At 64.4% G+C, this 25,373-nt stretch carries 29 protein-coding genes; 17 read left to right on the top strand and 12 right to left on the bottom strand.

What is annotated here, in order from left to right; translation table 11 throughout:
• The first annotated feature begins 62 nt into the window (after nt 1–62).
• Nucleotides 63–1,691, top strand: coding sequence for a putative bifunctional diguanylate cyclase/phosphodiesterase (locus U1700_RS11075; protein ID WP_332752717.1), 1,629 nt, complete (start codon nt 63–65; stop codon nt 1,689–1,691).
• Nucleotides 1,692–1,810: 119 nt separating this feature from the next.
• Nucleotides 1,811–1,978 (top strand): hypothetical protein, encoded by a 168-nt coding sequence (locus tag U1700_RS11070; protein WP_332752716.1) that lies wholly within the window; start codon nt 1,811–1,813, stop codon nt 1,976–1,978.
• A 33-nt stretch (nt 1,979–2,011) separates the two neighbouring features.
• Here the strand turns inward: U1700_RS11070 and U1700_RS11065 are convergent, their stop codons facing one another.
• Nucleotides 2,012–3,313 (bottom strand): MFS transporter, encoded by a 1,302-nt coding sequence (locus U1700_RS11065; RefSeq protein WP_332752715.1) that lies wholly within the window; start codon nt 3,311–3,313, stop codon nt 2,012–2,014.
• 124 nt (nt 3,314–3,437) lie between these two features.
• Here U1700_RS11065 and pgsA point away from each other — a divergent pair, with 124 nt between their 5' ends.
• From pgsA to U1700_RS11050, 3 genes are all read left to right on the top strand, one after another.
• Nucleotides 3,438–4,007: a CDP-diacylglycerol--glycerol-3-phosphate 3-phosphatidyltransferase gene (pgsA, locus tag U1700_RS11060; RefSeq protein ID WP_332752714.1), complete on the top strand. Its 570-nt coding sequence runs from the start codon at nt 3,438–3,440 to the stop codon at nt 4,005–4,007.
• A gap of 94 nt (nt 4,008–4,101) precedes the next feature.
• Nucleotides 4,102–6,321 (top strand): catalase/peroxidase HPI, encoded by a 2,220-nt coding sequence (gene katG / locus U1700_RS11055; RefSeq protein ID WP_332752713.1) that lies wholly within the window; start codon nt 4,102–4,104, stop codon nt 6,319–6,321.
• Between the two features lie 23 nt (nt 6,322–6,344).
• On the top strand, nt 6,345–6,617 hold the full coding sequence (locus U1700_RS11050; RefSeq protein WP_332752712.1) for a hypothetical protein: 273 nt from the start codon (nt 6,345–6,347) through the stop codon (nt 6,615–6,617).
• Here U1700_RS11050 and U1700_RS11045 read toward each other — a convergent pair.
• The gene (locus U1700_RS11045) at nt 6,591–7,493 is read right to left on the bottom strand and encodes a LysR substrate-binding domain-containing protein (protein ID WP_332752711.1); all 903 of its coding nucleotides are present in this window, start codon (nt 7,491–7,493) and stop codon (nt 6,591–6,593) included. The two genes, U1700_RS11050 and U1700_RS11045, sit on opposite strands and share 27 nt — an antisense overlap.
• 110 nt (nt 7,494–7,603) lie before the next feature.
• Here U1700_RS11045 and U1700_RS11040 point away from each other — a divergent pair, with 110 nt between their 5' ends.
• The 4 genes from U1700_RS11040 (at nt 7,604) to U1700_RS11025 (ending at nt 9,827) form a co-directional block, all read left to right on the top strand.
• Nucleotides 7,604–8,149, top strand: a complete 546-nt coding sequence (locus U1700_RS11040) for a peroxiredoxin (RefSeq protein WP_332752710.1) — start codon at nt 7,604–7,606, stop codon at nt 8,147–8,149.
• Between the two features lie 56 nt (nt 8,150–8,205).
• Nucleotides 8,206–8,724 carry a carboxymuconolactone decarboxylase family protein gene (locus tag U1700_RS11035; protein WP_332752709.1) on the top strand — a complete coding sequence of 173 codons (519 nt, stop codon included), beginning with the start codon at nt 8,206–8,208 and terminating at the stop codon, nt 8,722–8,724.
• A gap of 75 nt (nt 8,725–8,799) precedes the next feature.
• Nucleotides 8,800–9,486 carry a serine O-acetyltransferase EpsC gene (epsC, locus tag U1700_RS11030; protein WP_332753004.1) on the top strand — a complete coding sequence of 229 codons (687 nt, stop codon included), beginning with the start codon at nt 8,800–8,802 and terminating at the stop codon, nt 9,484–9,486.
• Entirely contained in the window at nt 9,483–9,827 is a 345-nt protein-coding gene (locus U1700_RS11025) for a DUF2794 domain-containing protein (RefSeq protein ID WP_332752708.1), read from the top strand. The genes epsC and U1700_RS11025 overlap by 4 nt, the downstream gene beginning before the upstream one ends.
• 150 nt (nt 9,828–9,977) lie before the next feature.
• Here U1700_RS11025 and U1700_RS11020 read toward each other — a convergent pair whose 3' ends face one another.
• Nucleotides 9,978–10,277: a glycine zipper 2TM domain-containing protein gene (locus U1700_RS11020; protein ID WP_332752707.1), complete on the bottom strand. Its 300-nt coding sequence runs from the start codon at nt 10,275–10,277 to the stop codon at nt 9,978–9,980.
• A 144-nt stretch (nt 10,278–10,421) separates the two neighbouring features.
• Here U1700_RS11020 and U1700_RS11015 point away from each other — a divergent pair, with 144 nt between their 5' ends.
• Entirely contained in the window at nt 10,422–11,036 is a 615-nt protein-coding gene (locus U1700_RS11015; RefSeq protein ID WP_332752706.1) for an SOS response-associated peptidase, read from the top strand.
• 13 nt (nt 11,037–11,049) lie between these two features.
• Nucleotides 11,050–11,385, top strand: coding sequence for a hypothetical protein (locus tag U1700_RS11010; RefSeq protein WP_332752705.1), 336 nt, complete (start codon nt 11,050–11,052; stop codon nt 11,383–11,385).
• A gap of 120 nt (nt 11,386–11,505) precedes the next feature.
• Here the strand turns inward: U1700_RS11010 and rsmD are convergent, their stop codons facing one another.
• On the bottom strand, nt 11,506–12,048 hold the full coding sequence (gene rsmD, locus U1700_RS11005; protein ID WP_332752704.1) for a 16S rRNA (guanine(966)-N(2))-methyltransferase RsmD: 543 nt from the start codon (nt 12,046–12,048) through the stop codon (nt 11,506–11,508).
• A 10-nt stretch (nt 12,049–12,058) separates the two neighbouring features.
• Nucleotides 12,059–12,946: a pseudouridine synthase gene (locus tag U1700_RS11000; RefSeq protein ID WP_443025935.1), complete on the bottom strand. Its 888-nt coding sequence runs from the start codon at nt 12,944–12,946 to the stop codon at nt 12,059–12,061.
• Nucleotides 12,947–12,951: 5 nt separating this feature from the next.
• Between U1700_RS11000 and U1700_RS10995 the strand changes: the two genes are divergently transcribed.
• Nucleotides 12,952–13,383, top strand: coding sequence for a response regulator (locus U1700_RS10995; RefSeq protein WP_293941115.1), 432 nt, complete (start codon nt 12,952–12,954; stop codon nt 13,381–13,383).
• A 7-nt stretch (nt 13,384–13,390) separates the two neighbouring features.
• Here the strand turns inward: U1700_RS10995 and U1700_RS10990 are convergent, their stop codons facing one another.
• A complete protein-coding gene (locus U1700_RS10990; RefSeq protein ID WP_332752702.1) occupies nt 13,391–14,530 on the bottom strand; it encodes an aromatic ring-hydroxylating oxygenase subunit alpha in 1,140 nt (379 codons plus the stop codon).
• Between the two features lie 147 nt (nt 14,531–14,677).
• On the opposite strand from U1700_RS10990, the gene U1700_RS10985 reads away from it, so the two are divergent.
• Both U1700_RS10985 and U1700_RS10980 read left to right on the top strand, forming a co-directional pair.
• Nucleotides 14,678–16,042, top strand: coding sequence for an AmpG family muropeptide MFS transporter (locus tag U1700_RS10985; RefSeq protein ID WP_443025948.1), 1,365 nt, complete (start codon nt 14,678–14,680; stop codon nt 16,040–16,042).
• Nucleotides 16,039–16,785 carry a hypothetical protein gene (locus tag U1700_RS10980; protein ID WP_332752700.1) on the top strand — a complete coding sequence of 249 codons (747 nt, stop codon included), beginning with the start codon at nt 16,039–16,041 and terminating at the stop codon, nt 16,783–16,785. Before U1700_RS10985 ends, U1700_RS10980 begins: the two co-directional genes overlap by 4 nt.
• On the opposite strand, the gene U1700_RS10975 is transcribed toward U1700_RS10980, so the two are convergent.
• From U1700_RS10975 to U1700_RS10960, 4 genes are all read right to left on the bottom strand, one after another.
• The gene (locus tag U1700_RS10975) at nt 16,782–17,996 is read right to left on the bottom strand and encodes a bifunctional folylpolyglutamate synthase/dihydrofolate synthase (RefSeq protein ID WP_332752699.1); all 1,215 of its coding nucleotides are present in this window, start codon (nt 17,994–17,996) and stop codon (nt 16,782–16,784) included. The genes U1700_RS10980 and U1700_RS10975 overlap by 4 nt on opposite strands.
• Nucleotides 17,996–18,850, bottom strand: coding sequence for an acetyl-CoA carboxylase, carboxyltransferase subunit beta (gene accD / locus U1700_RS10970; protein ID WP_332752698.1), 855 nt, complete (start codon nt 18,848–18,850; stop codon nt 17,996–17,998). Before accD ends, U1700_RS10975 begins: the two co-directional genes overlap by 1 nt.
• A gap of 158 nt (nt 18,851–19,008) precedes the next feature.
• Complete coding sequence (pyrF, locus tag U1700_RS10965) at nt 19,009–19,683, bottom strand: orotidine-5'-phosphate decarboxylase (protein ID WP_332752697.1); 675 nt, start codon at nt 19,681–19,683, stop codon at nt 19,009–19,011.
• Nucleotides 19,680–20,099 carry a hypothetical protein gene (locus U1700_RS10960; protein ID WP_332752696.1) on the bottom strand — a complete coding sequence of 140 codons (420 nt, stop codon included), beginning with the start codon at nt 20,097–20,099 and terminating at the stop codon, nt 19,680–19,682. The genes pyrF and U1700_RS10960 overlap by 4 nt, the downstream gene beginning before the upstream one ends.
• A 15-nt stretch (nt 20,100–20,114) precedes the next feature.
• Between U1700_RS10960 and U1700_RS10955 the strand changes: the two genes are divergently transcribed.
• Nucleotides 20,115–21,410: a serine hydrolase domain-containing protein gene (locus U1700_RS10955; protein WP_332752695.1), complete on the top strand. Its 1,296-nt coding sequence runs from the start codon at nt 20,115–20,117 to the stop codon at nt 21,408–21,410.
• On the opposite strand, the gene U1700_RS10950 is transcribed toward U1700_RS10955, so the two are convergent.
• Complete coding sequence (locus tag U1700_RS10950) at nt 21,407–22,291, bottom strand: alpha/beta fold hydrolase (protein ID WP_332752694.1); 885 nt, start codon at nt 22,289–22,291, stop codon at nt 21,407–21,409. The two genes, U1700_RS10955 and U1700_RS10950, sit on opposite strands and share 4 nt — an antisense overlap.
• Nucleotides 22,292–22,461: 170 nt before the next feature.
• On the opposite strand from U1700_RS10950, the gene U1700_RS10945 reads away from it, so the two are divergent.
• Both U1700_RS10945 and U1700_RS10940 read left to right on the top strand, forming a co-directional pair.
• Nucleotides 22,462–23,352: an SDR family oxidoreductase gene (locus U1700_RS10945; protein WP_443025933.1), complete on the top strand. Its 891-nt coding sequence runs from the start codon at nt 22,462–22,464 to the stop codon at nt 23,350–23,352.
• Nucleotides 23,353–23,494: 142 nt separating this feature from the next.
• Nucleotides 23,495–24,001 carry a hemerythrin domain-containing protein gene (locus U1700_RS10940; RefSeq protein ID WP_332752693.1) on the top strand — a complete coding sequence of 169 codons (507 nt, stop codon included), beginning with the start codon at nt 23,495–23,497 and terminating at the stop codon, nt 23,999–24,001.
• 54 nt (nt 24,002–24,055) lie between these two features.
• On the opposite strand, the gene U1700_RS10935 is transcribed toward U1700_RS10940, so the two are convergent.
• The gene (locus tag U1700_RS10935) at nt 24,056–25,360 is read right to left on the bottom strand and encodes a L,D-transpeptidase family protein (protein ID WP_332752692.1); all 1,305 of its coding nucleotides are present in this window, start codon (nt 25,358–25,360) and stop codon (nt 24,056–24,058) included.
• Nucleotides 25,361–25,373: the final 13 nt, after the last annotated feature.

The raw sequence follows: 25,373 nt of genomic DNA, 5'->3' as shown, positions 1-25,373 counted from the left end.
CTCCTCTAGGGTCCCTCCATTATGGAGGGAGTTTGTTAACATGCGTTTGCTAAAGGCAAGCGGTGTCGTATAAAATCCCTTCTAGCCGATGGGTCCAGTCCAATTCGGTTGCCAGTGCTCGGCGCGACCTGGTCGTGCTCGGCATCCTGATCGGCGCCATCATATTGTTGATCTGGAACGGCAGCCTCTTCTTCCGCGAACTGCAGTTTACCGGGGCGGACGCCGCGGGCGGGGTCAAGGTCGCCACGACCGCGCTATGCCTCAATGTTGCGTTGATCCTGTTCGGCTGGCGGCGGTACGTCGACCTTCATCATGAAAGCGAGAAGCGCGCCGAGAGCGACGCCCGGGCGCTGGCGATGGCGACGACCGATGCCATGACCGGGTTGCTCAACCGCAAGGGTTTCGCCGACCAAGGCGCGCGGCTGGCCGAACGTGCCGATGCCGAAGGGCTGTCGCTGGCGATGATTTCGATCCAGCTGGACCGCTTCAAGCTGATCAACGATCGCCATGGGTTCGACGTCGGCGATGAACTGCTTCGTCGGCTGGCGACGGCGATATTGTCGCTGGTCGATCGCGAGGTAGCTGTCGCACGCCTGTCAGGCGATGAGCTGGCGGTGTCGCTGATTCGTCCCGCGACCGAGACCGCTTCGGTTCACTCGCTTAGCGAGATCCTGCTGCGGACGATCACCCAGCCCTATCAGATCGACGGCAAGCATATTCAGGTTGGCGCCTATATCGGCATTGCCACCGCCGACGGTCGCTCGGTCGCTGTCGCCGACTTGCTCCGCCGCGCCGACATCGCGCTCGATCAGGCGCGCAGCAGCCGAAGCGCGCGACCGCTGTTGTTCGATGCTGGTATGGAAAGCGCCCTGATCGCACATAGCGAGATCGAGCAAGGCATCCGCTTCGCCCTCGAGCATGAGCAGTTCGAGCCCTATTTCGAGCCCCAGATCGATCTCGCGACAGGGACGCTGGTCGGCTTTGAAGCGCTTGCTCGCTGGAACCACCGCCTTTCAGGGCTCATTATGCCTGACCAGTTCATCCCCGTCGCCGAGGAGATTGGGCTCATCGGGCGCTTGTCCGAACAGGTCATGCGCGCTGCATTCCGCGCCGCAGTCGAGTGGCACCCCTCGGTCAAGCTGTCGGTCAATGTGTCGCCAAAGATGCTCAGCGATGCTTGGCTTGCGCAAAAGATCGTCCGGATGCTGAATGAAACCGGGCTTCCCGCCAACCGTCTAGTGATCGAGATTACTGAAAGTTCGCTGTTCGCCGACATCGACCAGGCGCGGACAATCGTTGACAGCCTGAAAAACCAGGGCATCCAGATCGCGCTGGATGACTTCGGCACGGGCTTCTCGTCGCTGTCTTACCTGCGAACCCTGCCATTTGACGTGATCAAGATCGACCGAAGCTTCATCGCCACCATTCACCGTGATCGCCAAAGCGCGGCGATCGTCCGCGCTGTCACCACATTGGCGACCGCGCTCGACGTGCCCGTGACGGTCGAGGGCATCGAGGACGCGGCAACCCTCGAATCGGTCGTCGCAATGGGCTGTGCGGTCGGGCAGGGCTGGTATTTCGGCAAGCCGATGACCGCCGACCAGGCCGGCACAATGGTCCGGGCAAGCCTTGTCGGCGGCACCGTCTCCGCCGCCTGCGACGTAATCCAGCCGATCACGCGGGCGCTCTAGCCCTCCACTTCTACCGACGATTATCCCTTTCCGTCCCACCCCGGGACGCCGGAACCGCGCGTCCGATTTCGAGCGTTGCACACATGGTAAAAGCATCGTTAAGATATGGAATGCGTCTGATGCGAGCTGTCATTGCCCTTGACCCCCGCCTGTTCGGGCGCGGTCGCATTTTCCTCACCGAACTTGTTGAAATCGTGCAACCGTCGGCGCGAACGACTGACGATTTGCGACTGTTCGCAACGACCTTCCTAAGCGGATTCGTCGCGGTGATGATCTACTTCGCCTAAGGCTTGATCGCACGCCTCTTAGTCGCATGCCTCCTAATCGCAGGCTTTGTGAAGCAGCCAGCCCAGCCACGCGGCGATGACGCTGGCGATCGCGACGATCAGCAGGCTGTCGGCAACGGTTACCCCCAACAGCACCGCCCCGGTCAGGATCGACGTCGCCAGCACCATGAAGCCCGAATTGACGATATTGTTCGCTGCCACGGTGCGCGCGGTCTCGGACTTGGCGACGGTCGTGGTCAAGAAGGCGTAAAGCGGGACGACGAACATGCCCCCCGCGATCGCCACGCCGAGCAGGTCGAGCACCACCATCCAGCTGTTGGGCAGGTCGAGGAAGCCCTGCAATCCACGCAAGCGGGCGCCCGGCTCGAGCGGCGGCCAAAACTTCACTCGCCGATAAAGGTCGAGCACGAACAGCCCCATGCCAAGCGCCGAGGCCGGCGAATAGCGTGCCGAGACATGGCCACCGAGCAGTCGATTGACCGCCACCGAACCGAGCGCCACCCCGATCGAGAAGACTGCCAGAAACATCGTAGCGACATGCTGGTCCGACCCCAGCGTATTCTTGACCAGCGGCGGGAATTGCGCGGCCAGCACCGCGCCCATCGCCCAGAAAAAGCTAATCGCGAGGATGGCGAGGAACAATCGCCGGATATGCAGCGTCGCACTGACCAGCGCGATCGAGGCGCGCACTATGTGCCAGTCCATCGTGAATGTCGGCGCATCCGGATCGGGCGGGGCAGGGGGGACCATACCACCGACCCAGCGCCCGATCAGCGCGACTACAACTACGGCAACGGCCGCGCGTGCGACGTGAAAGCCGTCGGCGTGCTGATAAACCAGCACGCCGCCAAGTAACGTCCCGCCAAGGATTGCGACATAGGTTCCGGCTTCGACCAGTCCGGTCCCGCCCAGCACTTCGCTATCGTCGAGATGTTGCGGGAGCACGGCATATTTGATCGGTCCGAAAAAGGTCGAGTGAACCCCCATCGCGGTCAGCGCGATCAGCAGCAGCAGCACGTTGTGGAGCAAAAGCCCGGCGGCGCCGAAGACCATGATCGCGATCTCCGCGGTCTTGACGATGCGAATGATGCGCGCCTTGTCGTTCGAATCGGCCAACTGCCCGGCCAGTGCCGACAGCAGGAAAAAGGGCAGGATGAACAACCCGCCAGCAACCGCGCTGAACATCGCCTCCTGCTTGGGATCACCGAAAATCCCATAGATGACGAGCAGCACCATCGACGTGCGAAACAGGTTGTCGTTGAACGCGCCGAGGAACTGGGTCGCGAACAGGGGCAGGAACCGACGGGATTTCAGCAGGTGTAGACTGTCCTGCATTCGCTTGGTCGATCCTCCTTCGCCCCTGAAAAGCCGGGCGTGGCGAGGGACATAGCGGGTATCTCGGCCATCGCAACAGGTGGTGTTTGAACGGGGCGCCGGGTGCGCCTATCAGGGCTCTTCCATGTTGACCCTTCCCAATCTCCTTACCCTGTCACGCATTTTCGCGGTGCCAATCCTGGTGTTCCTGCTGTGGCGGCCGATGCCGATCGATTATGCAATCACCTTCGGGCTCTACTGCGTCGTCGGCCTGACCGATTATTTCGACGGTTATGTCGCCCGCGCGCAGGGGCAGATCTCGCGGCTTGGCCAGTTTCTCGATCCGATTGCCGACAAGATCATGGTCGCCGCCGTGCTGATGATGTTGATTTCCAGCCGCAAGGCCAATCCCGATCCCGAAATTCACGGACTCCACATTATCGCCGCGCTGGTCATCCTGCTGCGCGAAATCATTGTCTCGGGGCTTCGCGAGTATCTCGCAACCCTTCAGGTCTCGGTCCCGGTCAGTCAGCTCGCCAAGTGGAAGACCACCTTCCAGATCGTTGCGCTGGGTGCCCTCATCCTGGGCGGTGCCGTCCCGCAAATGCCGTGGGTCCACGATGTTGGCCTCGTCAGCCTGTGGGCGGCGGCGCTGCTGACCCTCGTCACCGGCTGGGATTATTTGCGCATCGGCATGCGGCATTTTGACGACTGATCGCTTTTGTCGCTTGCAGCGCGGAAGTTTAATCGTTTTTACAAGCGAACATGAACGCCTAGCCTGAGCGTCAAATCTCAGGAGCTGAAGCGTCATGGACATGAAAACCAGCAATCCCGAAGGCGGCTGCCCGGTCAGCAAGGCGACGGCCCGATCGCTTCTCGGCCGAACGAACACCGATTGGTGGCCCGATTCGCTTCCGCTCGACATCCTCCATCAGGGCGGCACCTCACCCGACCCGATGGGCGCTGACTTCGATTATGCCGCTGCGTTCAAGGCGCTCGACTATGGCGCACTGAAAGCTGATCTCGTTGCACTGCTGACCGACAGCAAGCCATGGTGGCCGGCTGACTATGGCAATTACGGCCCCTTCTTCATCCGCATGGCGTGGCACGCCGCGGGTACATACCGCACCGCCGACGGGCGTGGCGGCGCATCGAGCGGGCAACAGCGCTTCGCTCCGCTCAACAGCTGGCCCGACAACGGCAATCTCGACAAGGCCCGCCGCCTGCTGTGGCCGGTCAAGCAGAAGTACGGCAAGCACATCAGCTGGGCCGACCTGTTCATCCTTGCCGGCAATGTCGCGATCGAATCGATGGGCGGTCCGGTGTTCGGCTTCGGCGGCGGTCGCAAGGACGTGTTCGAGGTCGAAAAGGACGTCTATTGGGGCGCCGAGGAAAATTGGGTCGAGGGCAGTGAAACCCGCATCCAGCCCGACCGCGAGATGGAGCTCGAAAACCCGCTCGCCGCCATCCAGATGGGCCTCATCTACGTCAATCCCGAAGGCCCGGGCGGCAACCCTGACCCGCTTCAGTCGGCGCGCGATATCAAGATCACGTTTGAACGCATGGCGATGAACCATGAGGAAACCGTCGCGCTTGCCGCTGGCGGTCACACCTTCGGCAAGGCCCATGGCGCGGGCGACGCCAGCCTTGTCGGCCACGCTCCCGAAGGCTCCGACATTTCGCTCCAGGGTCTCGGCTGGGCCAGCAGCCACGAGAGTGGCATCGGCGAGCATACCATCACCAGCGGGATCGAGGGCGCGTGGGTCAACACGCCGACCGAGTGGTCCGAAAACTATTTCCGCCTGCTGATGGACTATGACTATGAAATCGTCCGCTCGCCCGCCGGCGCGCAGCAGTGGCAGCCGATCAACCAGCGCGAGGAGGACATGGCCCCTGCGGCGCATGATCCCTCCAAGCGCGTGCCGACGATGATGACCACGGCCGACATGGCGCTCAAGATGGACCCTGAATTCCGGGTGATCTCGGACAAATTCCGTGCCGATCACGAGGCGTTCAAGGACGCCTTCGCCCGCGCCTGGTTCAAGCTGACCCATCGCGACATGGGTCCCAAGGGACGCTACCTCGGGCCCGAAGTGCCGAGCGAAGACCTCATCTGGCAGGACCCGGTCCCGACCGGAAACGACCCCTCTTCCGGCGATATTTCGGCGTTCAAAAGCAAGATCCTCGACGCTGGCTTCTCGGTCGGCCAGCTGGTCAAGACGGCATGGGCCTCGGCCTCGACCTACCGCAAGTCGGATCATCGCGGCGGCGCGAATGGCGCGCGGATCCGGCTTGCTCCGCAGAAGGACTGGGCAATCAACGAGCCCGCCGAACTCGGGCCGATCCTCGCGAGGATCGACGAACTTCGCGGCTCGCTGTCGATGGCCGACGCAATCGTTCTTGCTGGCACCGCTGCGGTCGAGAAAGCCGCCAAGGACGCCGGCTTCGCGATCGACGTTCCCTTCACGGGCGGCCGCGGCGATGCGACCGCTGAATGGACCGACGCCGAAAGCTTCGAAGTAATGGAGCCCCGCGCCGATGGCTTCCGCAACTATCTGGCGACCAAGCACAGCGTTAAGACCGAGGAACTGCTCCTCGATCGTGCCTCGCTGCTTGGCCTTTCGGTTCCCGAAATGACCGTCCTCATTGGCGGGCTTCGGGTCCTTGGTGCCAATCATGGCGGCAGCAGGAACGGGGCCTTCACCACGCGGCCCGGTACGCTCACCAACGACTTCTTCGTCAACCTGCTCGATAATGACACCTTCTGGGAAGTGATCGACACGAGCAGCGACGAGGAATTCATCGGTCGCGATCGGGGTGGGCGGCAGGAGAGATGGCACGGCACCCGCACCGACCTCATCTTCGGGTCGAACAGCCAGCTTCGCGCCACCGCCGAAGTTTATGCCGAGCGCGGCAATGAGGAGAAGTTTGCCCGCGATTTTGTCGCCGCCTGGACCAAGGTGATGAACGCCGACCGCTTCGATCTGGCCAAGGCCGACCCGGCTCGACCCGTTGAGGTGGCCAACTGAGCGTGGCGACGGCGGTGCCCCCAGTGAAGTTCCTCGATTCGAGGAAGGTCTACTGGGTTGCCGCCGTCGTCGCCCCGGCGCGCGGCTGGGCCGGGATGGCAGGCTGTCACAGGGGTTCACGCTATTTGCTCGATTCCGCGAGCTTCCGCCCGTCGCGTGGGAACTATGCCAGCTTTGATAGCCGCGCCGATTGCCTCGCCTGGCTGATGGCCCACCGCGCTGAAATCGCGATGAACGCGCCGGGCGCAACCATCCGCCCGGTTAGCCTGTCACGCTGGCTGCTTGGCCTCGATTAGCGCTTCACCTAGCATCCTGAATTCCTCGGCGCGCGGGCTACCCTTGCGCCATGCCAGTGCGATCCGCCGCGACGACTGGTCAGCATCCAGATGCCGCGTGACGACCCCGGTCCCGTCGAGGATCCCCCCCGAAACCGCCATTTGCGGGAGCAGCGTGAGCCCCAGGCCGTTGGCGACCATCTGCACCAGCGTATGCAGCGACGTCCCCAGCATCCGTGCCTCGGCCCGCAATTGCGGCCGGTTGCACGCCGCCAGCGCATGGTCCTTGAGGCAATGGCCATCCTCGAGCAGCAGGAGCCGGTGCTCGTCGATCGCATGCGCTGCGATGCTCGGCGGTGGATTTTCGCCCGGCGGGAAGGCGAGCAGCAGCTCGTCTTCGAACAGCTCCATCATTTCGACATCGCCGCATGCGTAGGGCGCCGCCAGGAGCACGCAGTCGAGCTGCCCGCGGTGAAGCGCGTCGCACACCGCCTGGCTCGTTTCTTCGCGCAGGAACAGCTTCAGCTCGGGCCAGCGTCCCCGCAGCCTCGGCAGGATCGCGGGAAGCAAGAAGGGCGCAATCGTCGGGATTACCCCCATCCTGAGCTCGCCCGTCAGCGGCAGACCCTCGGCGCGCGCCATGTCGGCCAGTTCCTCGGCCTCGCGCAGCACCCGCCGCGCTTTCTCGGCGATTTTGATCCCCAATGGCGTAAAGCGCACGACTCGGCGGGTCCGCTCGACCAGCGTCACGCCGATCAGCGTTTCTAGCTCGCGCAAACTCGCCGACAAGGTCGACTGAGTCACGAAGCAGCTTTCGGCTGCCTTCCCGAAATGGCCGTAATCCCGCAACGCAACAAGATATTGCAGCTGCTTGATGGTCGGCAGATAGACAATCATAGGTGTTTCCGATCAGTGTGATCGATCTAAACGCCTTGAACGATGATTGCCAGCGCCTTAGATGCTGCAACGCACCATTATCTACCGCAACGCAACAAAGGAGCCACCCGATGCTGACCGTCGGCGACACAATCCCCAACCTCATCCTCCCCGTCCAGCAGGGCATTGCCGCGCTCCCCAATGGCGAGACGATCGACACCACCCCGACCAGCGGTCGCTGGAAGATCCTGTTCTACTGGCCCAAGGACTTCACCTTTGTCTGCCCGACCGAGATCGTCGGCTATGGCGACCTCAGGGGTGATTTTGCCGACCGTGACGCCGACCTGATCGGCGCCTCGACCGACACCGCACACGTCCACTTCGCCTGGCGCAAGTCGGACGAGCAGCTCGCCAGCGCCGACTTCCCGTGGATCGCCGACAATTCTAAGACCCTTGCCACCGCGCTCGGCATTCTTCACCCGACCGAGGGCGTCGCCTACCGCGCGACCTTCATCATCGATCCCGACAACGTCATCCAGCACGTGACCGTCAACGGCCTGAACGTCGGCCGCAACCCCGCCGAGACGCTGCGTATTCTCGATGCGCTACAGACCGACGAGCTGTGCCCGTGCAACTGGAAAGACGGCGAAGAGGTGCTCAAGCCCGTCGCCGCCTGACCGTCAAAAACGTCTCCCGGTGGACACACGCTGGGAGACGGTATCAGAGTATAACCATGTCATTGAAATCGTTTGCAGAAACCTTGCCTGATTATGCCAAGGATTTGCGCCTTAATCTATCGTCGATGCTGGCCGACCAAGTGGCGCGTGAAGGCCTGAAATACGGCCTGCTGCTCGCTTGCGCGCACGGGTCGGGGTATAAGCCGCTGGTTGAGGCAACCGAGGCCGAGGTCGCGGGCAAGCTGGACGAACCGACCGCCAATGCAGCGCGCGGGGCGGCGGCGATCATGGCAATGAACAACGTCTATTACCGCTTCGTCCACCTCGCTTCGAACGCGGAATATGGCACGCTACCGGCGAAGTTGCGGATGAATTTCCTGGGGCAGCACGGCACGGACAAGGATGATTTCGAGCTGTACAGCCTGGCAGTCAGTGCAATGAACGGGTGCGGCATGTGCATCGACAGCCATGAGAAGTTGCTGGTCCAGCATGGGGTGAAGGCCGAGACGATCCAGCTTGCGGCGCGCACGGCGGCGGTGATGAAGGCGATCGCCACGGTCCACGCCACGCTGTAGCTTTAATTTGCGACAGCTTTGATTCCGGGTGCGCGTTGCTTATATTGCTCGCGAAACGACAATGAGATGCGACCCTTGGCCTCGTCACTGATTGACTATCTGGATTCGGTAAAGGCCCGCGACCCCGCGGCGCGTTCGCGCTGGGAAGTGCTGCTTTATCCGGGGGTGTGGGCGCTTGCCTTCCACCGCGTCGCGCACTGGCTTTACGGCGGGAAGCTCTATTTTCTGGCCCGGTTCGTCAATCATGTCGGGCGCGGGCTGACGGCGATCGACATTCATCCGGGTGCCAAGATCGGGCGTAACTTCTTCATCGACCATGGCTTTACCGTGATCGGCGAGACGGCCGAGATCGGTGACGACGTCACCATTTACCAGTGCGTGACACTGGGCGGCACGAACCCGACCACGGGCATTGGGGGAAAGCGCCATCCCACGCTTCATGACCGGGTCGTGATCGGGTCGGGCGCGCAAGTGCTGGGACCGATCGAGGTCGGCGAGGGCGCGCGGGTCGGCGCCAACTCGGTCGTCACCCGCGATGTCATCGCCAACACGACGATGGTCGGAATCCCGGCGAAACCGGTCCCGGTCGATGCGATTCATTACAGCCCCGGTTTCGTCCCCTATGGCACGCCCTGCGGCGAGGACGTCGACCCCCAACGCGCCAAGCTGTGCGAGCTGGAGGCCGAGATTGCCGCCCTGCGCAAGGATATCGCCGAGCTTCGCGTGATCACCCAACCGGCCCAGCAGGCGAAAAGCGCTTGAGCGTCATAACTCCGTTCCCTGGCCCCAGGGACCGGACCGCCGTGACGGCCTTCGACCGCATCGAACTCCAGCGGATCCTGGACCTTTATGGCCGGATGGTCGCGGCCGGCCACTGGCGCGACTATGCGATGTCGTTCGAACGCGACGTGGCGAGCTTCTCGGCCTTCCGCCGCGCGACTGAACGCCCCGAGGTGCGGATCGAGAAGCGACCCCAGCTTCGGCTAAAGCAGGGCGCCTATGCGCTGGTCAGCGAACAGGGCGCGGTACTCAGGCGCGGACATGAACTGGCCGGCGTGCTAGCTCCGCTCGAGCGCCGCCTGATGAGGGTAGTCAGCGCCTAGAGCGGCCAAGAAAAAACCGGCGCAACCCGTGGGTTACGCCGGCCTTTCTTACCGGGCAGGGGCGAACCCCGTCGGTCTAAGCATATGCTTAAAGCCTGATTCACGTCATCGGCGGAAGCGCAAAGTCCTTCCGCCTCAAACGATCAAGCTCTAGCGATAATAGCGATGGCACTTGGGGCCAAGGCTGCCCTTTTCGATCGCGCGGCCGCCGAGCGCACCGGCACCGGCGCCGATCAGCGTGCCGGCAGTTCCGCCGACGATCGCGTGGCCAAGCAGGCCGCCACCGACGGCGCCGACGATCGTGCCGGTTGTGCCACTGCGGCGATGACAATAGGTATTGCTGTAGGCGGTGCTGCGATAGCGATGGCGGGCATCGGCTGCCGTCGGGGCGGCCACGAGGGCCGGAATGGCCATTGAAGCGGCGGTAAGCGCCATGATGGTCTTGCGCATGAGAATGTCTCCCTATTTCTCTTTTCTAGTCAACGCGACAGTCTTGCACTGGGTTGCGTGAACCTCAAACAACGAGCCGTTCACCTAATCGGGATCGACACGCCTTAGCGATGAACCGTTCTGTTACGGAGACGTTCCGGGATTATGTGCAATCTTTATTCGATGACCGCCACGGTCGATGAGCTTCGTCGGATGTTCGGACCGTTCGATGGCGATACGGCCAACCTGCCTCCGTTCGACGAAATTTATCCCGGGAAGGCCGCGCCGGTGCTTCGCCGGGGGGAAGGCGGTGTGCTTCGGCTCGATGCAATGACGTGGGGTTTTCCGGGGCCGGCGGCGGCCCGGGGCAGACCGGTCACGAATGTCCGCAACCTCGACAGTCCCTTCTGGCGATCGGCGCTGGGCAATGTCGACCGGCGCTGCATCGTGCCGGTCACCCGCTTTTGCGAATGGAGCGCCGAGCCGCACCCGGTAACGAAGCGCAAGATCAAGCACTGGTTCGCGATGCACGAAGGCCAAGAGCCACTGTTCGCCTTTGCCGGCCTGTGGCGACCGGGCGCGACAGACGGCAGCGATGGGCCATATATGGCGTTTCTGACGTGCGCGCCCAATGTGACGGTTGGCGCGGTCCACCCCAAGGCGATGCCGGTGATGCTTCGCGCTGCCGATGCGCTCGGCTGGCTGTCACATGACCGCGAAACAGCGTGCGCCCTTGCGATTCCCTTCCCCGACGCCGACATGCGGTTGCTGGACATTTAGCAGGGAGAGCGGCGTGGCCAAAGCGGACGGCAAGAAATCGAAAAAAGCGGACAGCAAGCCCAAGGGCGAGAAAAAGGCCAAGAAGGCGAAAATCGACGTGACAGGCTCGGTCGACGCGCTTGCCAAGTTGGCCGATCATCCGCTGGTCACCGACCTGCTCGCGGTCGGCGCGATGGCAGCCGTGGCGGCGATCGCAGAACATGGCGTCGCGCAGAAAAATGGAAGTGCCGAAGGCTCGCGCAAGGCGGTCAAGGCGGCAGGCAAGGCGGCCGCCGCGGCGATCGGGGCGCGGCTGATGAAGGAAGTCAGCGGGTTCACGGCCAAGGCGCCAGTCTCGAAGAAGGCTTAGTTTTTTTACGAAGTGCTGTTCCAGCCCGCACCCCCACCCGGCCAACCCATAGAATACACTGACTGGGTTGGCCGGGTGGGGGTGCGGGCTGGAACAGACCCGGCGTAGCCGATAACGACGCTAACTTCGAAACAGCGTCAGTCGGGCGGGGCCGGTGTCCCGCTCGGCGTCGAGCGTCATATAATCGGGCGCTTCGACCAGCTGCTTGCGCTGGGTTTCGATTGCCAGCCAGCCGCCGGGCGCCAGCCAGTTCGCGCGCGCGACCGACGCCAGCGTCGCGATCGCGGCCTTGGGCGAATAGGGCGGATCGGCGAGGATCACATCGAACGGCGCTGCGGTCGGGGGCAGCTTGAGCGCCGAGGCGAGCTTGATTTCCGCCCGCGCGGTAGCGCCGAGCTTGGCGACATTGGCTTGGATCGCGCGGACAGCCTCATTGTCATTCTCGATGAAGGTGACGTGCGCCGCGCCGCGCGAGAGGGCCTCGAGCCCCAGCGCACCGCTGCCCGCGAACAGGTCGGCAACGCGAAGGTCTTCGAACGAACCCAGGCGGCTGACAAGCATCGAGAACAGGGTTTCACGAGTGCGGTCGGCGGTCGGACGGGTGGCCTCCCCCGGGGGGGCGACGATCGGCCGACCGCGCCATTCACCCGCGATAATTCTCATGGCCGGGGCCTCATATTGCCTTGCGCCCTCCGCGCAGGCTCGCGCGGAAGTTGAACAGGGCTTCACGCTGGACCTCGACGATGTCGCCGGCATCGAGCCCCTCCAGGTCGAGCGGACCATAGCTGGTGCGGATCAGCCGGCTGACCTGGAGCCCGAGATGGGCGAGGACGCGGCGGACTTCGCGGTTCTTGCCTTCGGTCAGGCTCATCTCGATCCAGCAGTTGCGCCCGGTGCGGCGTTCAAGATTGGCGTTGATCGAGCCATAGCGAATGCCCTCGATTTCGACGCCCTCGGCCAGGTCCTCGAGTTGTTCCTGGGTGATCTCGCCGAACGCGCGGGCACGATAGCTGCGCACCACCCCGGTCGAGGGCAGCTCAAGCTGGCGCTTCAACTCGCCGTCGTTGGTCAGCAGGAGCAGCCCCTCGGTCATGAAATCGAGCCGGCCGACGGGGATGAGGCGGGGCAGGCCGGGGGGCAATTTGTCGTAGATCGTCGGGCGGCCCTTGGGGTCAAACTCGGCGGTCAGGCACGACGGCGGCTTGTAGAAGCGGAACAGGCGCGCCGCCTCGGGCTTGGCGACCTGCTTGCCGTCGACGGTCACCCCGGCAAGATTTTCGAGCACCGTCGCGGGGGTCTTGAGCACTTCGCCATTGATCGCGACTCGGCCGTCGGCAATCATCCGCTCTATCTCGCGGCGCGACGCGATGCCGACGCGGGCAAGCAGTTTCGCGATCCGCTGCGGCCCGTCATCGCGCGCCGGACCGGGCTTTGGGCCGCGGGTTACGGGGCCTCGTGGCACTTTATTTTCCCCCGGTCGCGAACTACGCGGACCGCGTGGCACCGGAGTGCGCGTCGTTCGTTGCGGGCCTGTCATCTTCACTCCTGGGCGGGAAACCATCACCGATGCTGTTCAGCAAGCGCAAACAGGTCGTCAAGCGGATCCTTGTCGTCGAGGACGAACCATTGACCGCATTCGACAATGAAACGCTTATCGAAAGCGCGGGTTACGAGGTCGTCGCCACGTGCGACAATTACACCGATGCCGTCGCGATCCTCGACCAGGGCTCCGTCGACCTCATCCTGAGCGACGTCAAGCTTAGTGGTGACCGAGGCGGTGTCGATCTGGCCCGCGAGGCGAGTGCGCGCGGCGTGCCCGTCCTGTTCGCCACCGGCCACTGCCCGCCCGAAGCCGCAGACGTTTCGGTTGGCTGCCTCATCAAGCCCTTCAGCCCGACCGTACTCAAGGAAGCGATCCGCGCCGTCGAGGACCACCTTGAAGGCAAGACCCCCAAGCTGCCCAAGGGGCTGGAGCTGTTCCCGATCACCGGGCCGTGACGCAGCCCTAAAGCTCCGCGTCGAGCTTGGCGTGGAATTCGGCGACACCATTTTCCAGCGTGCCGAGCATGATGTTGTCGATCAGCCCCGATTCGAGCCCGCGCTGGCCAAGCGCCGCCGCGCCGAAATCCTCAGTTCCGAAGGTGCCCCCGTCGAGCAGGTCCCAGCTTCGCGCCCAATGCGCCGCCGCCTCGTTGGTCTGGGGCTCCTCGGGGATCAGCATGATGTCCTCGACCAGCGTGTGGCCGACCGATTGCGGCATGGCGATCAGCAGGTTGATGTAATCGGGGCTGACGATCACCACCGAATTGGGGAACAGCTGATAGGTATAGGTCACCGCGCGGCGAAGCGCAGGCCAGTCGCTACGGTCGATTTCATTGAGATAGTCGGCGCGACCGACGGCGGCGCGCTGATGGCGGCCGATCTGGTCGGCGACGGTGATCCCGTCGGCGAAGAAGGAGGCGATGGTCGAGGCGTGGAGCCGCTGGACATGATAGCTCTCGAGGAAGGCGTCGATCACCAGCTTCCAGTTGGCGGCGACCTCGTGGACCTTGCGCTTGTAGAGGTGGAGATCGGCGATCCCGAACGCATCGAGGTCGGGCGCAAGCAGCGCCTCATTGGCGAAGTCTGAAGCGGGATCGCGCGAAAACCAGATCAGCCCGCCCGCCTCGATCGACGTGAATTCCACCAGGCCGTAGGCCGCCTTGTCCAGCCCCGGGAAACATTCTGCACGAGGCAGGGACGCGAGCCGCCCGTCGGCGCGATAGGCCCAGGCATGATAGGGGCACACGATCCGCGTTGCCGGCACCGGCCCATCCGCATCGAGCAATCGTGTCCCGCGGTGGCGACAGACATTGGCCAGCACATGGACATGGCCGTCCCCGTCGCGCGTGATGATCAGCGGCACGCCATAGCCGTCATGGACAACTGCCTGGTTGACATGGGGCAGCATCGCCGAGGGACCAAGCAGCAGCGGAAAGCGCTCGAACAACCGCTTCGTCTCATGATCGAACCGCGCCGGATCGGTATAGATGTGCGCCGGCAGGCTGGTCATCCGGCTGCCCATCGCCGCTTCGCCGCGCGCCAATGCGTCGGCCAGCGCGACTTGCCCATGGGTCGGGCGCAAAGTGCGGGGAATGGCGTCCATGATGCGACGCTGCGCCTTCAAAACGTTTAACGCAAGTTGCGTTTCCACAGTATTGGCGCGGGTTTGTCCGTCCACCCTTCCACCGCTCGCTCGTCCTGCTAGCATGGCGCCAATCGACAGTGGGTGGAGCAGCGTATGGCGATCGCGATGGACGAGAATGTGGCGACGGGCTGGCGCGCGAGCCTACCCGAGGGCATTCGTCCCTATACCGAAGCCGCCCCGCTGGCGGCCTTCTTCCTCGGCGTGTCGTCGGGCTTTCCCTATGCGATGATCGGCGCGACGCTGACCACGCGGCTGGCGCAGGACGGGCTCGACAAGAAAAGCATCACCGCCTTCAGCCTCGCCTTCCTCGTCTACAATCTGAAATTCCTGTGGGCGTGGGTCGTCGACGGGGTCCGCCTGCCGATCCTGGGCGCGCTTGGCCAGCGCGTGTCGTGGCTGATCCTGGCGGGCCTGCTGGTGATCGCCGCCGTTGCCAACCTCGCCTTCGTCGATCCCTCGTCGAGCCTGCTCGCGACCGCCTATGCCGCCATTTTGGTTGGGGTTGCGGGGGCGACCTTCGACATCGTCATCGACGCGTATCGCATCGAGATATTGTCGCCGCGCCAGCTCGGGGTCGGGTCGGGTATGGTTCAATATGGCTGGCGCATCGGGTCGGTCGCGGCGGGGGCGCTGGCGCTGGTGCTCGCCGCGCGGGTCGGCTGGCACATCGCCTATCTGGCCTGCGCCGGCTTTGCGCTTCCGGCGATGATTACCGGGCTGGTCCATGGCGAACCCGAGCGCCACCGCGAGCCCAAGCAGCGGCGCGGCTTCGGCGAAGCGGTCGGCGCAGTCTATCGCCCGTTCACCGAATTCTTCCAGCGGCAGGGCGCATTCCTCGTCCTGCTGTTCATCCTGCTCCACAAGATCGGTGACACGCTCGGCCAACTGACGCTCCGCCTGCTCCTCGACGACCTCGGCTTCACCAATGACGAAATCGCGATCTTCGACATTGGCGTCGGCTTCTGGGCCTACCTCATCGGCATTTTCGTCGGCGGGGTGCTCTATTCCAAGCTCGGCATGAAGCGCTCGGTCCTGCTCAGCCTGATCCTGATGGGCGTGTCGAACTTCAGTTTCGCCCTGCTCGCCCAGGCCGGGCACAGCAATGAAGTGCTGGCGGGCGCGATCGGGTTCGAAAATTTCGCCAGCGGGATCGGCGGGGTGACGGTCGTCGCCTACTTCTCGGCGCTGTGCGACTTGCGCTTTACCGCTTCGCAATATGCGCTGATCTCGGCCGCGGCGAGCATTGTCGGGCGGTTCCTCACCGGCACAACGGCTGGCGCGATGGTCGAGGGCATGGGCTATGTGAACTTCTATTTGCTGACGACGGTCGCCGCCGTGCCCGGCATCCTTCTGTTCTGGTGGATGATGCGTGCCGGGTTGGTCGACTCGTCGATCGGGACGGCGGGGGTCGTCGGCGAAGGCGATGCTCGCGCCGAAGCTGGAGCTGCGGAGGAGCCCGCCCCCCGATGATCGCCTTCGTTGCCATGCTTGCGGTGCAGGTGCTGCTGGTGGTCGATGTCATCCGCAACGGTCGCAACCAGCTGTGGATCATGGCGCTTGTCTTCCTGCCGATGGCCAGCACGATTGCCTATCTGGTAATCGAGGTATTGCCGCGCTTCCGCCATCACCGCCACGTCCGCACCGCCCGCGCCCAGATCGGCGCGCGGATCGATCCGGGGCGCGACCTGCGCGCCGCCCGTGAGCAGTTCGACATCGCCAGGACTCCGGCCAATATGATCCGGCTGGCCGACGCTCTGACCGATCTTGGCCGTCACAAGGAAGCACTCCCTTTCTATCGTGACTCGATCGGGCGGATCCGCCCCGACCTGCGCACCGGCGAGAAGCTTGCCCGCTCACTGTTCCAGAATGACCAGCCCGCCGATGCGCTCGACATGCTCGAGACGATGCAGCAGCCAAGCTCGTCAGGCGACCGCGACCGCATCGCGATGCTCCGCGCGCGGCTGTTCGAGGAGCTTGGCCGCAAGCCCGAGGCCGAGGTCATCTATGCCGATATCGTCACGCGCATGGCTGGCGACGAAGCCCGCTGCCGCTATGCCGCGCTGCTGCTGGGGGACGGCCGCGTGGCTCCGGCGCGATCGCTGCTGGAAGAGGTCGATCAGCGCCGCAAGCGGCTTACCCGCCAGCAAATCGACCCCGACGCCGTCATGTATGACTGGGCGTCGCGCGAACTGGGAAAGCTTCGCCAAGGCTAGTCGGGCAGCTCGCCGTTCGCCGCCAGCGCGTCTCCCGCCAGATAGAGCGACCCCGCAATAAGGATCGGCGAAGGGAGGGGAGCGAGCGCGTCGGCCAAGCTCGCCCCCGCGCGCCCGCCAAAGCGCGCCGCGAGCTTGACCGGGTCGTGGCTGGCATGGTCGGGGACCGCGACGAAGGTCAGGCTGAGCGCGTGGGGCGCGAGCAGCGCGACGATTTCGTCGGCGTCCTTGTTGGCGAGCATGCCCAGCACGAGGTGGCGCGGATCGCTCGCCAGGTGGAGGGCGAGCGCGGCGGCAGCGTCGACATTGTGCGCGCCGTCGACGATCACGTCGCGCCCTGCGGCAAGCGGCCCGGGGGCAAGCTGCTGGAGCCGCGCCGGCCATCTCGCGGAGGCGAGGCCGCTGCGAAACTGGTCGATTGATACCGGCAACCCCGACGCAAGGATCATCTGCCAAGCGAGGTTGGCGTTGCGCCGCTGGTGCGCCCCCGGCAGCGTCGGGCGAAGGCTCGCGTCGGGCAGCCAGTCGCGCCACTCGAGCAACACAGGCGCGCCGCGCTCGGCCGCCATTGCCTCGATTGCCGCCAGCGCCTCGGAGACTTGCGCCAGCACGATCAGCGGCACCCCGGCCTTGGCGATCCCGGCCTTCTCGCGCGCGATCTCCGCGAGGCTGTGGCCGAGGTAATGCTGGTGATCGATGCCGATGCTGGCAATGCCGCACGCCGCCGGGCGATCGACGACATTGCTTGCGTCGAGCCGTCCGCCGAGTCCGACTTCGAGGATGCAGGCGTCAGCGCGCACGCGCGCAAAGGCGAGCAGCGCGGCGGCCGTCGTCACTTCGAAAAAACTTCCGCCGATCCCGTCATTGGCGTCGATCACTTCGGCCAGCAGCGCGGCCAGCGCGTCATCGTCGATCAGTTGCCCGCCGATGCGGATCCGCTCGTTATAGCGCACCAGATGCGGGCTGATGAACACATGCGCGCTGAGGCCCGCCGCCTCGATCCCAGCGCGCAAGAACGCGCAGGTCGATCCCTTGCCATTGGTCCCGGCGACATGGAGCACCGGCGGCAAGCGGTCCTGCGGCCGCCCGAGCCGGTCGAGCAACGCCGCGATCCGTTCGAGCCCAAGCGTGTCGTCACCGCTGCTGATCCCGCCCATCCGCTCGAGCTGGGCCTGCACCTCCGCGCAGCTCGATCGGGCAAAGTCGGCCATCAGGCGGCCGCCTCCTCCGGGGTGAGATAGGCCAGCAACGTCGCCAGCCGGGAGGTGAGCTCGGCGCGGGGAACGACCATGTCGATCATCCCGTGCGCCAGCAGATATTCGGCGCGCTGAAAGCCTTCAGGCAATTTCTCGCGGATCGTCTGCTCGATCACCCGCTGCCCGGCGAACCCGATCAGCGCCCCCGGCTCGGCCATCTGGACATCGCCCAGCATCGCATAGGAAGCGGTCACGCCGCCCGTCGTCGGATCGGTCAGCACGACGATATAAGGCAGCCCCGCCTCGCGTAGCTGAGCCAGCGCCACCGTCGTTCGCGGCATCTGCATCAGGCTCAATATGCCCTCCTGCATCCGCGCGCCGCCGGCCGCGGTGAACAGCACATAGGGCAAATTGGCGTCGATCGCGGCCTTGATCCCGGCGACGATGGCAGCGCCCACGGCAATCCCCATCGACCCGCCCATGAAGGCGAAATCCTGGACCCCGACGATCGCTTCATGCCCGCCGATCACCCCGCGCGCGGTGATCAGCGCATCGCGCTCGCTGGTCGCGGCGCGTGCCGCCTTCAGCCGGTCGGGATAGCGCTTAGTATCCTTGAACTTGAGCGGGTCCTCGCGAACCTCGGGCGCGGGCAACACCCGATAGCGCTCGTCATCGAACAGCATCGTAAAGCGCGCCTTGGGCCCGATCCGGTCATGATGATCGCAACGCGGGCAGACGAACAGATTATCTTCCCATTCCTTGGTGAACACCATCGCCTGGCACTTGCCGCACTTGTGCCACAGCGTGTCGGCGACCTGACGCTTGGGCAGGAAGGGGATGCCGTTGCGCACCTTGCTGAGCCAGCTCATTGGGAAGTCCTCTGCATCGGAGCGCGGTTATTCGCCTGGGGTTGAAATGTCCACGACGCCGTCATCCCGGACTTGATCCGGGACCTGCCTTCCTCACCTGAACGAGCGCGGGCCGGAGGCAGGCGGGTCCCGGGTCAAGCCCGGGATGACGTCTTTGATCAGAGCGAACCCTCGATCGCGCGCAGGGCACCCAGCGGATCCTCGGCGGCGGTGACCGGGCGGCCGATGACCAGGATCGAGGCCCCGGCGTCGAGTGCGGCGCGCGGGGTCATCACTCGTTTCTGGTCGGCGACGGCGGCAGCGGCCGGGCGGATACCGGGAACAACGAAGAAACCATGCGGCCAGTTCTTGCGCACGGCGGCCACTTCCTGCCCCGAGCAGACGATGCCGTCGAGCCCGGCCTCCTGCGCCAGCGCGGCAAGCCGTTCGACTTGCGCCTGCGGCTGGCCCGCGATCCCGATCGATCTCAGGTCGCTGCCGTCGAGGCTGGTCAACACGGTCACCGCCACGACCTTGGTCGAAGCAGATGCGGCGGCCTTGGCATCTTCCATCATCGCCCGCCCGCCGGCGGCATGGACCGTCAGAATCGCGGGCTCGAACGGGCGCAGCGCCATAATCGCCTTCGCCACCGTGTTGGGAATGTCGTGCAGCTTGAGGTCGAGGAAGATCGGCAGCCCGAGGTGGGCGATGTCCATCACCCCGGCGCGACCGTTGCGGAGGAAGAATTCCAGCCCTAGCTTGATCCCCCCGGCATGGCTGCCCACCGCCTGGACGATGCTTCGCGCCTGATCGATGTCGGGGGTGTCGATCGCGACATAGATCGGCCGGCTCATGCGTCGGGCCCGATGGTCGGAGCCGGGGCTGGGGCAGGACTCGGCGCATAGCTCACCGTGCGTCCTCTTTCGGCCTCACGGCGCAGCTGCCAGTGGCGCAGCCGCCAGCGGATCATCGTCGGTAGCCAGCCGATCAGGAACGCGATCAGCAACAGCAGCGGCAGCTTGATGTCGGCCTGGACATTGCCCCACAAATCGACCGTCACGTCGGTCCAGTTGCGGCCCATGAACAGCGCGGCAAGCAGCGCGAGAAGCAGCCAGAAAAGGAGGCGGAGGAAGCGCATTGCCATCCCGCTTAAGCGAGCCGGGCGGCGAACGCCAGTAACCGACTCGTTCCACCGCTCGTCCTGCTCGCTTGGCCGCAGCGAACCCGATCCCCCGTTGAGCCCCGCCCGCGCCAGCCGCACAGGGGCCAAGCGCGGGAGAGTGGATTGGAACGACAGCATATCATCGGGCTCGGCGCTTTCGTCGTGCTGGTCGGCGCAGTGGCGCTGGCGTCGCCACATGCGGCGAGAGATTCAGCCCAAGCGGCGCCGGTCACCTCGACGGCGCACCTCAAGCTTGCCAGCCTCTCGATCTCGGCGCGCCATGACGTCGACTATTCGGCGCTCGACGAGCGGCTGAAGGCGATGGTCGCCAGGCCGTCGATGGTCGGGCTGGCGGTTGGCGTGATCGAAAATGGCCGGATCACCTTCCTCGCCGGCTATGGCGAAACCGCGCGCGGTTCAGGTGAGGCAGTCACCCCGGCAACGGTGTTCCGCTGGGCGAGTTGCTCCAAGGGTGTCGCCGCCACGATGGTCGCCAAGCTTGCCGAGCAAGGCAAGATCGACCTTAATGCGCCGGTTGTGAATTACGCCCCGACGCTGAAGCTGCCCAATGCCGGCGAATATCGCGCAACGGTGACTGACCTGCTCAGCCACCGCCTCGGCCTCTATCGCAACGCCTATGACAATAAGCTGGAGGAAGGGCAGAGCCCGGCTGTGTTGCGCAGCCAACTCGGCGCGTTGAGTGCGGTGTGCCAGCCCGGCACCTGCTGGGATTATCAGAACGTCGCCTTTGACGCGTCGAGCGAGATGGTCGCGCGGTCGATGGGCATGTCCTACCCGCAGGCGGTCCAGCGCACGCTGTTCGACCCGATTGGGATGCGGTCTGCCAGCGTGACGCGCGAGGGGCTCGAAGGCGCCGCCAGCTGGGCGCGTCCGCATAGCGTCGGCAGACGGCTGCTCCCGGTCACAGACGCTTATTACAAAGTCCCCGCAGCGGGCGGGATCAACAGCAATATCAAGGATTTCGCGCTGTGGATGATCGCCCAGGCGGGCGGCATGGCCGACGTTCTGTCGCCCCGGCTGCTGGCAACGATCCACGCGCCGCTGGTCAAGACCCCGACCGAGCAGGGCCGTATGCGCAAGTTCGCCGAGCGGGTTCATTCACCCTATTATGGCCTCGGCTGGCGCAGCTATGATTATGTCGGGCACCGCATCATCGGCCATCGTGGCGGGGTTGCCGGCTATCGCTCGCTGATTCTGTTCGACCCCGAGAAAAAGAGCGGCGTGGTGGCGCTGTGGAACAGCAATACCAGCCAGCCGGGGGGCCTGGAATTCGAAGTGATGGACATGATCTATCACTTGCCCTTCCGCGACTGGATGGAGCTCAACAAGGGCCCGTCCGCCGCAGTGGTAGCCGAGGGCGACGACCCGCAGGCCGCCGCCCAGGGGAGCGCTGGCTAAGCCTGCGAGAGCGGAATTGCGCTGCGGCTGTCGGCTTCGGTCGGGTGTGCGCCAATCTCGCTCGTCAGGAAGCCGACGAGATCCTCGATCAGCCGCTCCTTTTCAATCGCGAACAGGCCGTGCGCCGATCCCTCATATTCGATCAGCCTGGCGCCCGGCACCTTGGCCGCGACCACGCGACCGGTGGCGTCGATCGGAACGGTCTTGTCTTCCGTCCCGTGGATGACCAGCGTCGGCACGGTGAAGGACGCCAGGTCGGGACGGAAATCGGTCGTGGCGAACGCCTTGGCGGCGGCGAGCGTCGGTCGAAGCCCGGCCATCATTGTCTGGCGCTTGGCATCGTCGAGCACTTCGTCGCTGACCGGGGAGCTCAGCACGCCGACCCCGAAAAAGTCCTTGAAGAAACCGGTGAAGAAATGCGCGCGGTCCTTCTTCATTCCTGCGGTCATCTCGTCGAAGGTCGCTTGCGGAACGCCATTGGGGTTGTCGTCGGTCTGCAGCATGTAGGGCACCACTGCCGAGATCAGCACCGCCTTAGACACGCGCTGTGCGCCCTGTCGCGACAGGAAGCGCGCAACCTCGCCGCCGCCCATCGAGAAGCCGACCAGAGCGGCGGGCTCGGTGATCTCGGCATGGTTGAGGACCGCCGCGACATCGTCGGCGAACGTGTCATAATCATAGCCGTCCCAGGGCTGGTCCGACCGGCCAAAGCCGCGACGATCGGGGATGATCGCCCGGCACCCGCGCTCGGCGAGTTCGAGTGCGACATCGTCGAACGAGTCCCCGGTCAGCGGCCAGCCATGAAGCAGGACCACCGGAGCGCCCTTGCCCCAGTCCTTGTAATAGAGGTGCGTTCCGTCGCGGGCTTTGGCGTAGGGCATCAGACTCTCCTGAAGCGGACGCCGACCAGACCGGGGCATCCTTCGCGGAGTATAACCCATGGGGCAGGGGACATGTTGCACGGCTCGTCGTGCGCCAGCGTGCGACCAGCCGCGGAACGGCGCGGCAGGCGAAAGGTTTTTCCATCAAACCCTTATTAACGGAGCGCCCCATGACCCCCGCCGATCAGGACACGCTTGCCCGCAACATCGCTGAGGCTGTCCAGCCGATGATCCAGGAAGATGCGCTGCCTGGCCATGAAAGCCAGCTCGAACCAAAGCCTGACTGGGCCCCGCGCTACCCCGGCTCGGGCCGCCTCGCCGGCAAGGTCGCGATCATTACCGGCGCCGACAGCGGCATCGGCCGCGCCGTCGCCGCCCTGTTCGCGCGCGAAGGTGCCGACATTGCCGTCGCCTATCTGTGCGAACATGATGACGCCGCCGAGACAAAGCGCATCGTCGAGGCCGAGGGCCGCCGCGCGATCGCGATTTCCGGCGACCTTGGCGAGAAAGCCCATTGCAACGCGGTCGTCGCACAGACGGTGAACGAGCTCGGCCGGCTCGACATCCTCATCAATAATGCCGGCGAGCAGCACCCCGACCAGGACATTCGCGACATCAGCGAGGAGCAGCTGAAACGCACCTTCCAGTCGAACATCTACTCGATGTTCTTCATGGTCCAGGCCGCGCTGCCCCACCTCACGGCGGGCTCGACGATCGTCAACTGCACCTCGATCACCATGTACGCCGGCGAGCCAGAACTGCTCGACTACAGCTCAACCAAGGGCGCGATCACCGCCTTCACTCGCTCCCTGTCGCAAAATCTGGTCGACAAGGGAATTCGCGTCAACGGCGTCGCCCCGGGGCCGATCTGGACCCCGCTCAACCCGTCGGGCGGATCGAGTCCCGAGAAGCTCGCAACCTTTGGCCAGAAGACCCCGATGAAGCGCCCCGGCCAGCCCAATGAAGTCGCCCCCGCCTTCCTGTTCCTGGAGTGCGAGGATTCATCCTATATGGCGGGGCAAGTCCTGCATCCCAACGGCGGCCAGGTCGTCAACGGCTAGGGCCGTGACCCGAGCGTGAAATAGGCTGGCAGCCTGTTGGCGCGAAGCAAGCTGCTGTTTCGGCGATTAAAAAAGTCGCATCCTATTGGCGGCACACTCGTTGAATCCACGCAAATAGTCCCCAATCGAAAGGGTTTGGACCATGGCTGAATTTATGGATGCGGTCGCCTTGCTCAAGGCCGATCATGACAAGGTCGACGAGCTGTTCGCCAAGTTTGAAAAGGCCAGCGGCGACGGCACCAAGCAGAAGATCGCACTGCAGATCTGCAAGGAGCTGACTATTCACGCCATGATCGAGGAAGAGATCTTCTATCCCGCGTGCGAAGGCAAGGTCGACGAGGACGACCTCAAGGAAGCCTATGTCGAACATGACGGCGCCAAGGTATTGATCGCCGAAATCGAGAAGGGTTCGCCGTCGGACGAGTTTTACGACGCCAAGGTCAAGGTGCTCCAGGAACAGATTGAGCATCATGTCGAGGAAGAGGAACAGCGCCTCGTCGGGATTTTCAGTCAGGCCAAGAAGGCCGGTCTCGACATGGATGATCTTGGCGCCCGGCTCGCCGCCCGCAAGGCCGAACTGATGGCGCAGATCGGCAACGGCCCCCTGCCAACTCCAGAACTCAGGACGATGGAAACGACGACCATCTGACGAACGGCGCGAGGCCGGCGCTCATCGCCGGCCTCGCGCCATTTCTGTCCGGGTTCAGCGTGACGCCAGTCGACCGGCGCCCGTGTCGAGGTTGTAGACGTCGTTCGAAAAGGCGATCTGCCCATTTTGTGCGGTTGCGGTCACATAGGAAACATAGACCGGCATTCCCTGCGGAAGGCGCACATTCTGCTCCGGGTTGGCATTGGGCGCGATCATGTCGCCACCCATCCAGCGACCAAGCCGCTTGGCGTCTTCCAGGCGAATGCAACCGTTAGACGATGTCCGCCGCGCATTGTTAAACAGCACGCGGTTGTTGGTGTCGTGCAGGTATATCCCCTGTGGATTGCCAAAACCGAACTTGACGACCCCCATCGAATTGGCGGCACCGGGAAGCTCGCGCATTTTCACTTCGGTGGTGCCGGCAATCACGCTTTTCCAGTTGACCGACGTCGACGGAAGGACGGTCGGCTTCTCCCACTCCGAAATCACTTCATAGCCGTTCTTGGACAGCCAGCCGACCCCGTCCTTGATGACATGTGGCGCAATCAGCTTGCGGCCAAGGTCACTTGGCACGTTCCAATAAGGATTGAAGGTTGCGAACCAGATCGTGCTTGCGACCATCGGCGTCTGGGCGTCGGCGCGCCCGACAACGACCTTCATCGTGTCGACCACCCGCCCATTCTCGACCATCGACAATTGTTGGGTCGCGGAATTGACCAGGATGAAACGCCCCGTCGCCGGAAGCGCCCGCACCCGGTCGAGATTGGCCATGATGCGGGGGTCGGCCAACGACGATCCGCTGGCCTGCGCCTGGCTCCACGCGGCATCGCGCAGCGGCGCGTACATCGGGCTGACCGACGCAACGGCGGCGACATGATCGGACAGCGAGGTAGCGCGCGCCGCCTGCTCCAGGACATAGCCTGCTGCGGGCGCGCGCGGGGCGAGGCGCGTTTCGACATACATCATCCCCGGCGCGGGGGCATGGAGTGCGGCGACATAGCGCAGCCACGCGATCGACATCAGCCGATCGGCACGAACGGCACCGGCCTGGTCGCCGGCAGCAGCCAGCGCGGCCTGGATCTCGTCGGCCATCCGCGGGCCCGAGATCAGCCCGTCGAGCGGCGCCCGGCGAAGCGTCTGCACCAGCGCTATTGCGCCACCACTCGTCGGGCCCTGCTTGAGCCAGATCGGAGCAGTGCCTCGCGCGGCATAATAAGCGTCGACCGACGCGGTGATGCCATCGGCGCGGGCAATATCGGTCGGCTGGCTGGCAAGCTCGGGGCTCGCCGCCGTCGTTGCCGATAACGGCGCCAGGAAGATCGTGGCGCCCATGAGGCTCTTGAGCAGGCTTGGCTTCACAGCCGTCTCCTTC

This window comes from Sphingomonas sp. RB1R13 (assembly GCF_036663775.1).
Taxonomy (GTDB): domain Bacteria; phylum Pseudomonadota; class Alphaproteobacteria; order Sphingomonadales; family Sphingomonadaceae; genus Sphingomicrobium.
The sequence above is the reverse complement of the archived record's forward strand: the minus strand, read 5'-3'. Positions and strand labels throughout refer to the sequence as shown.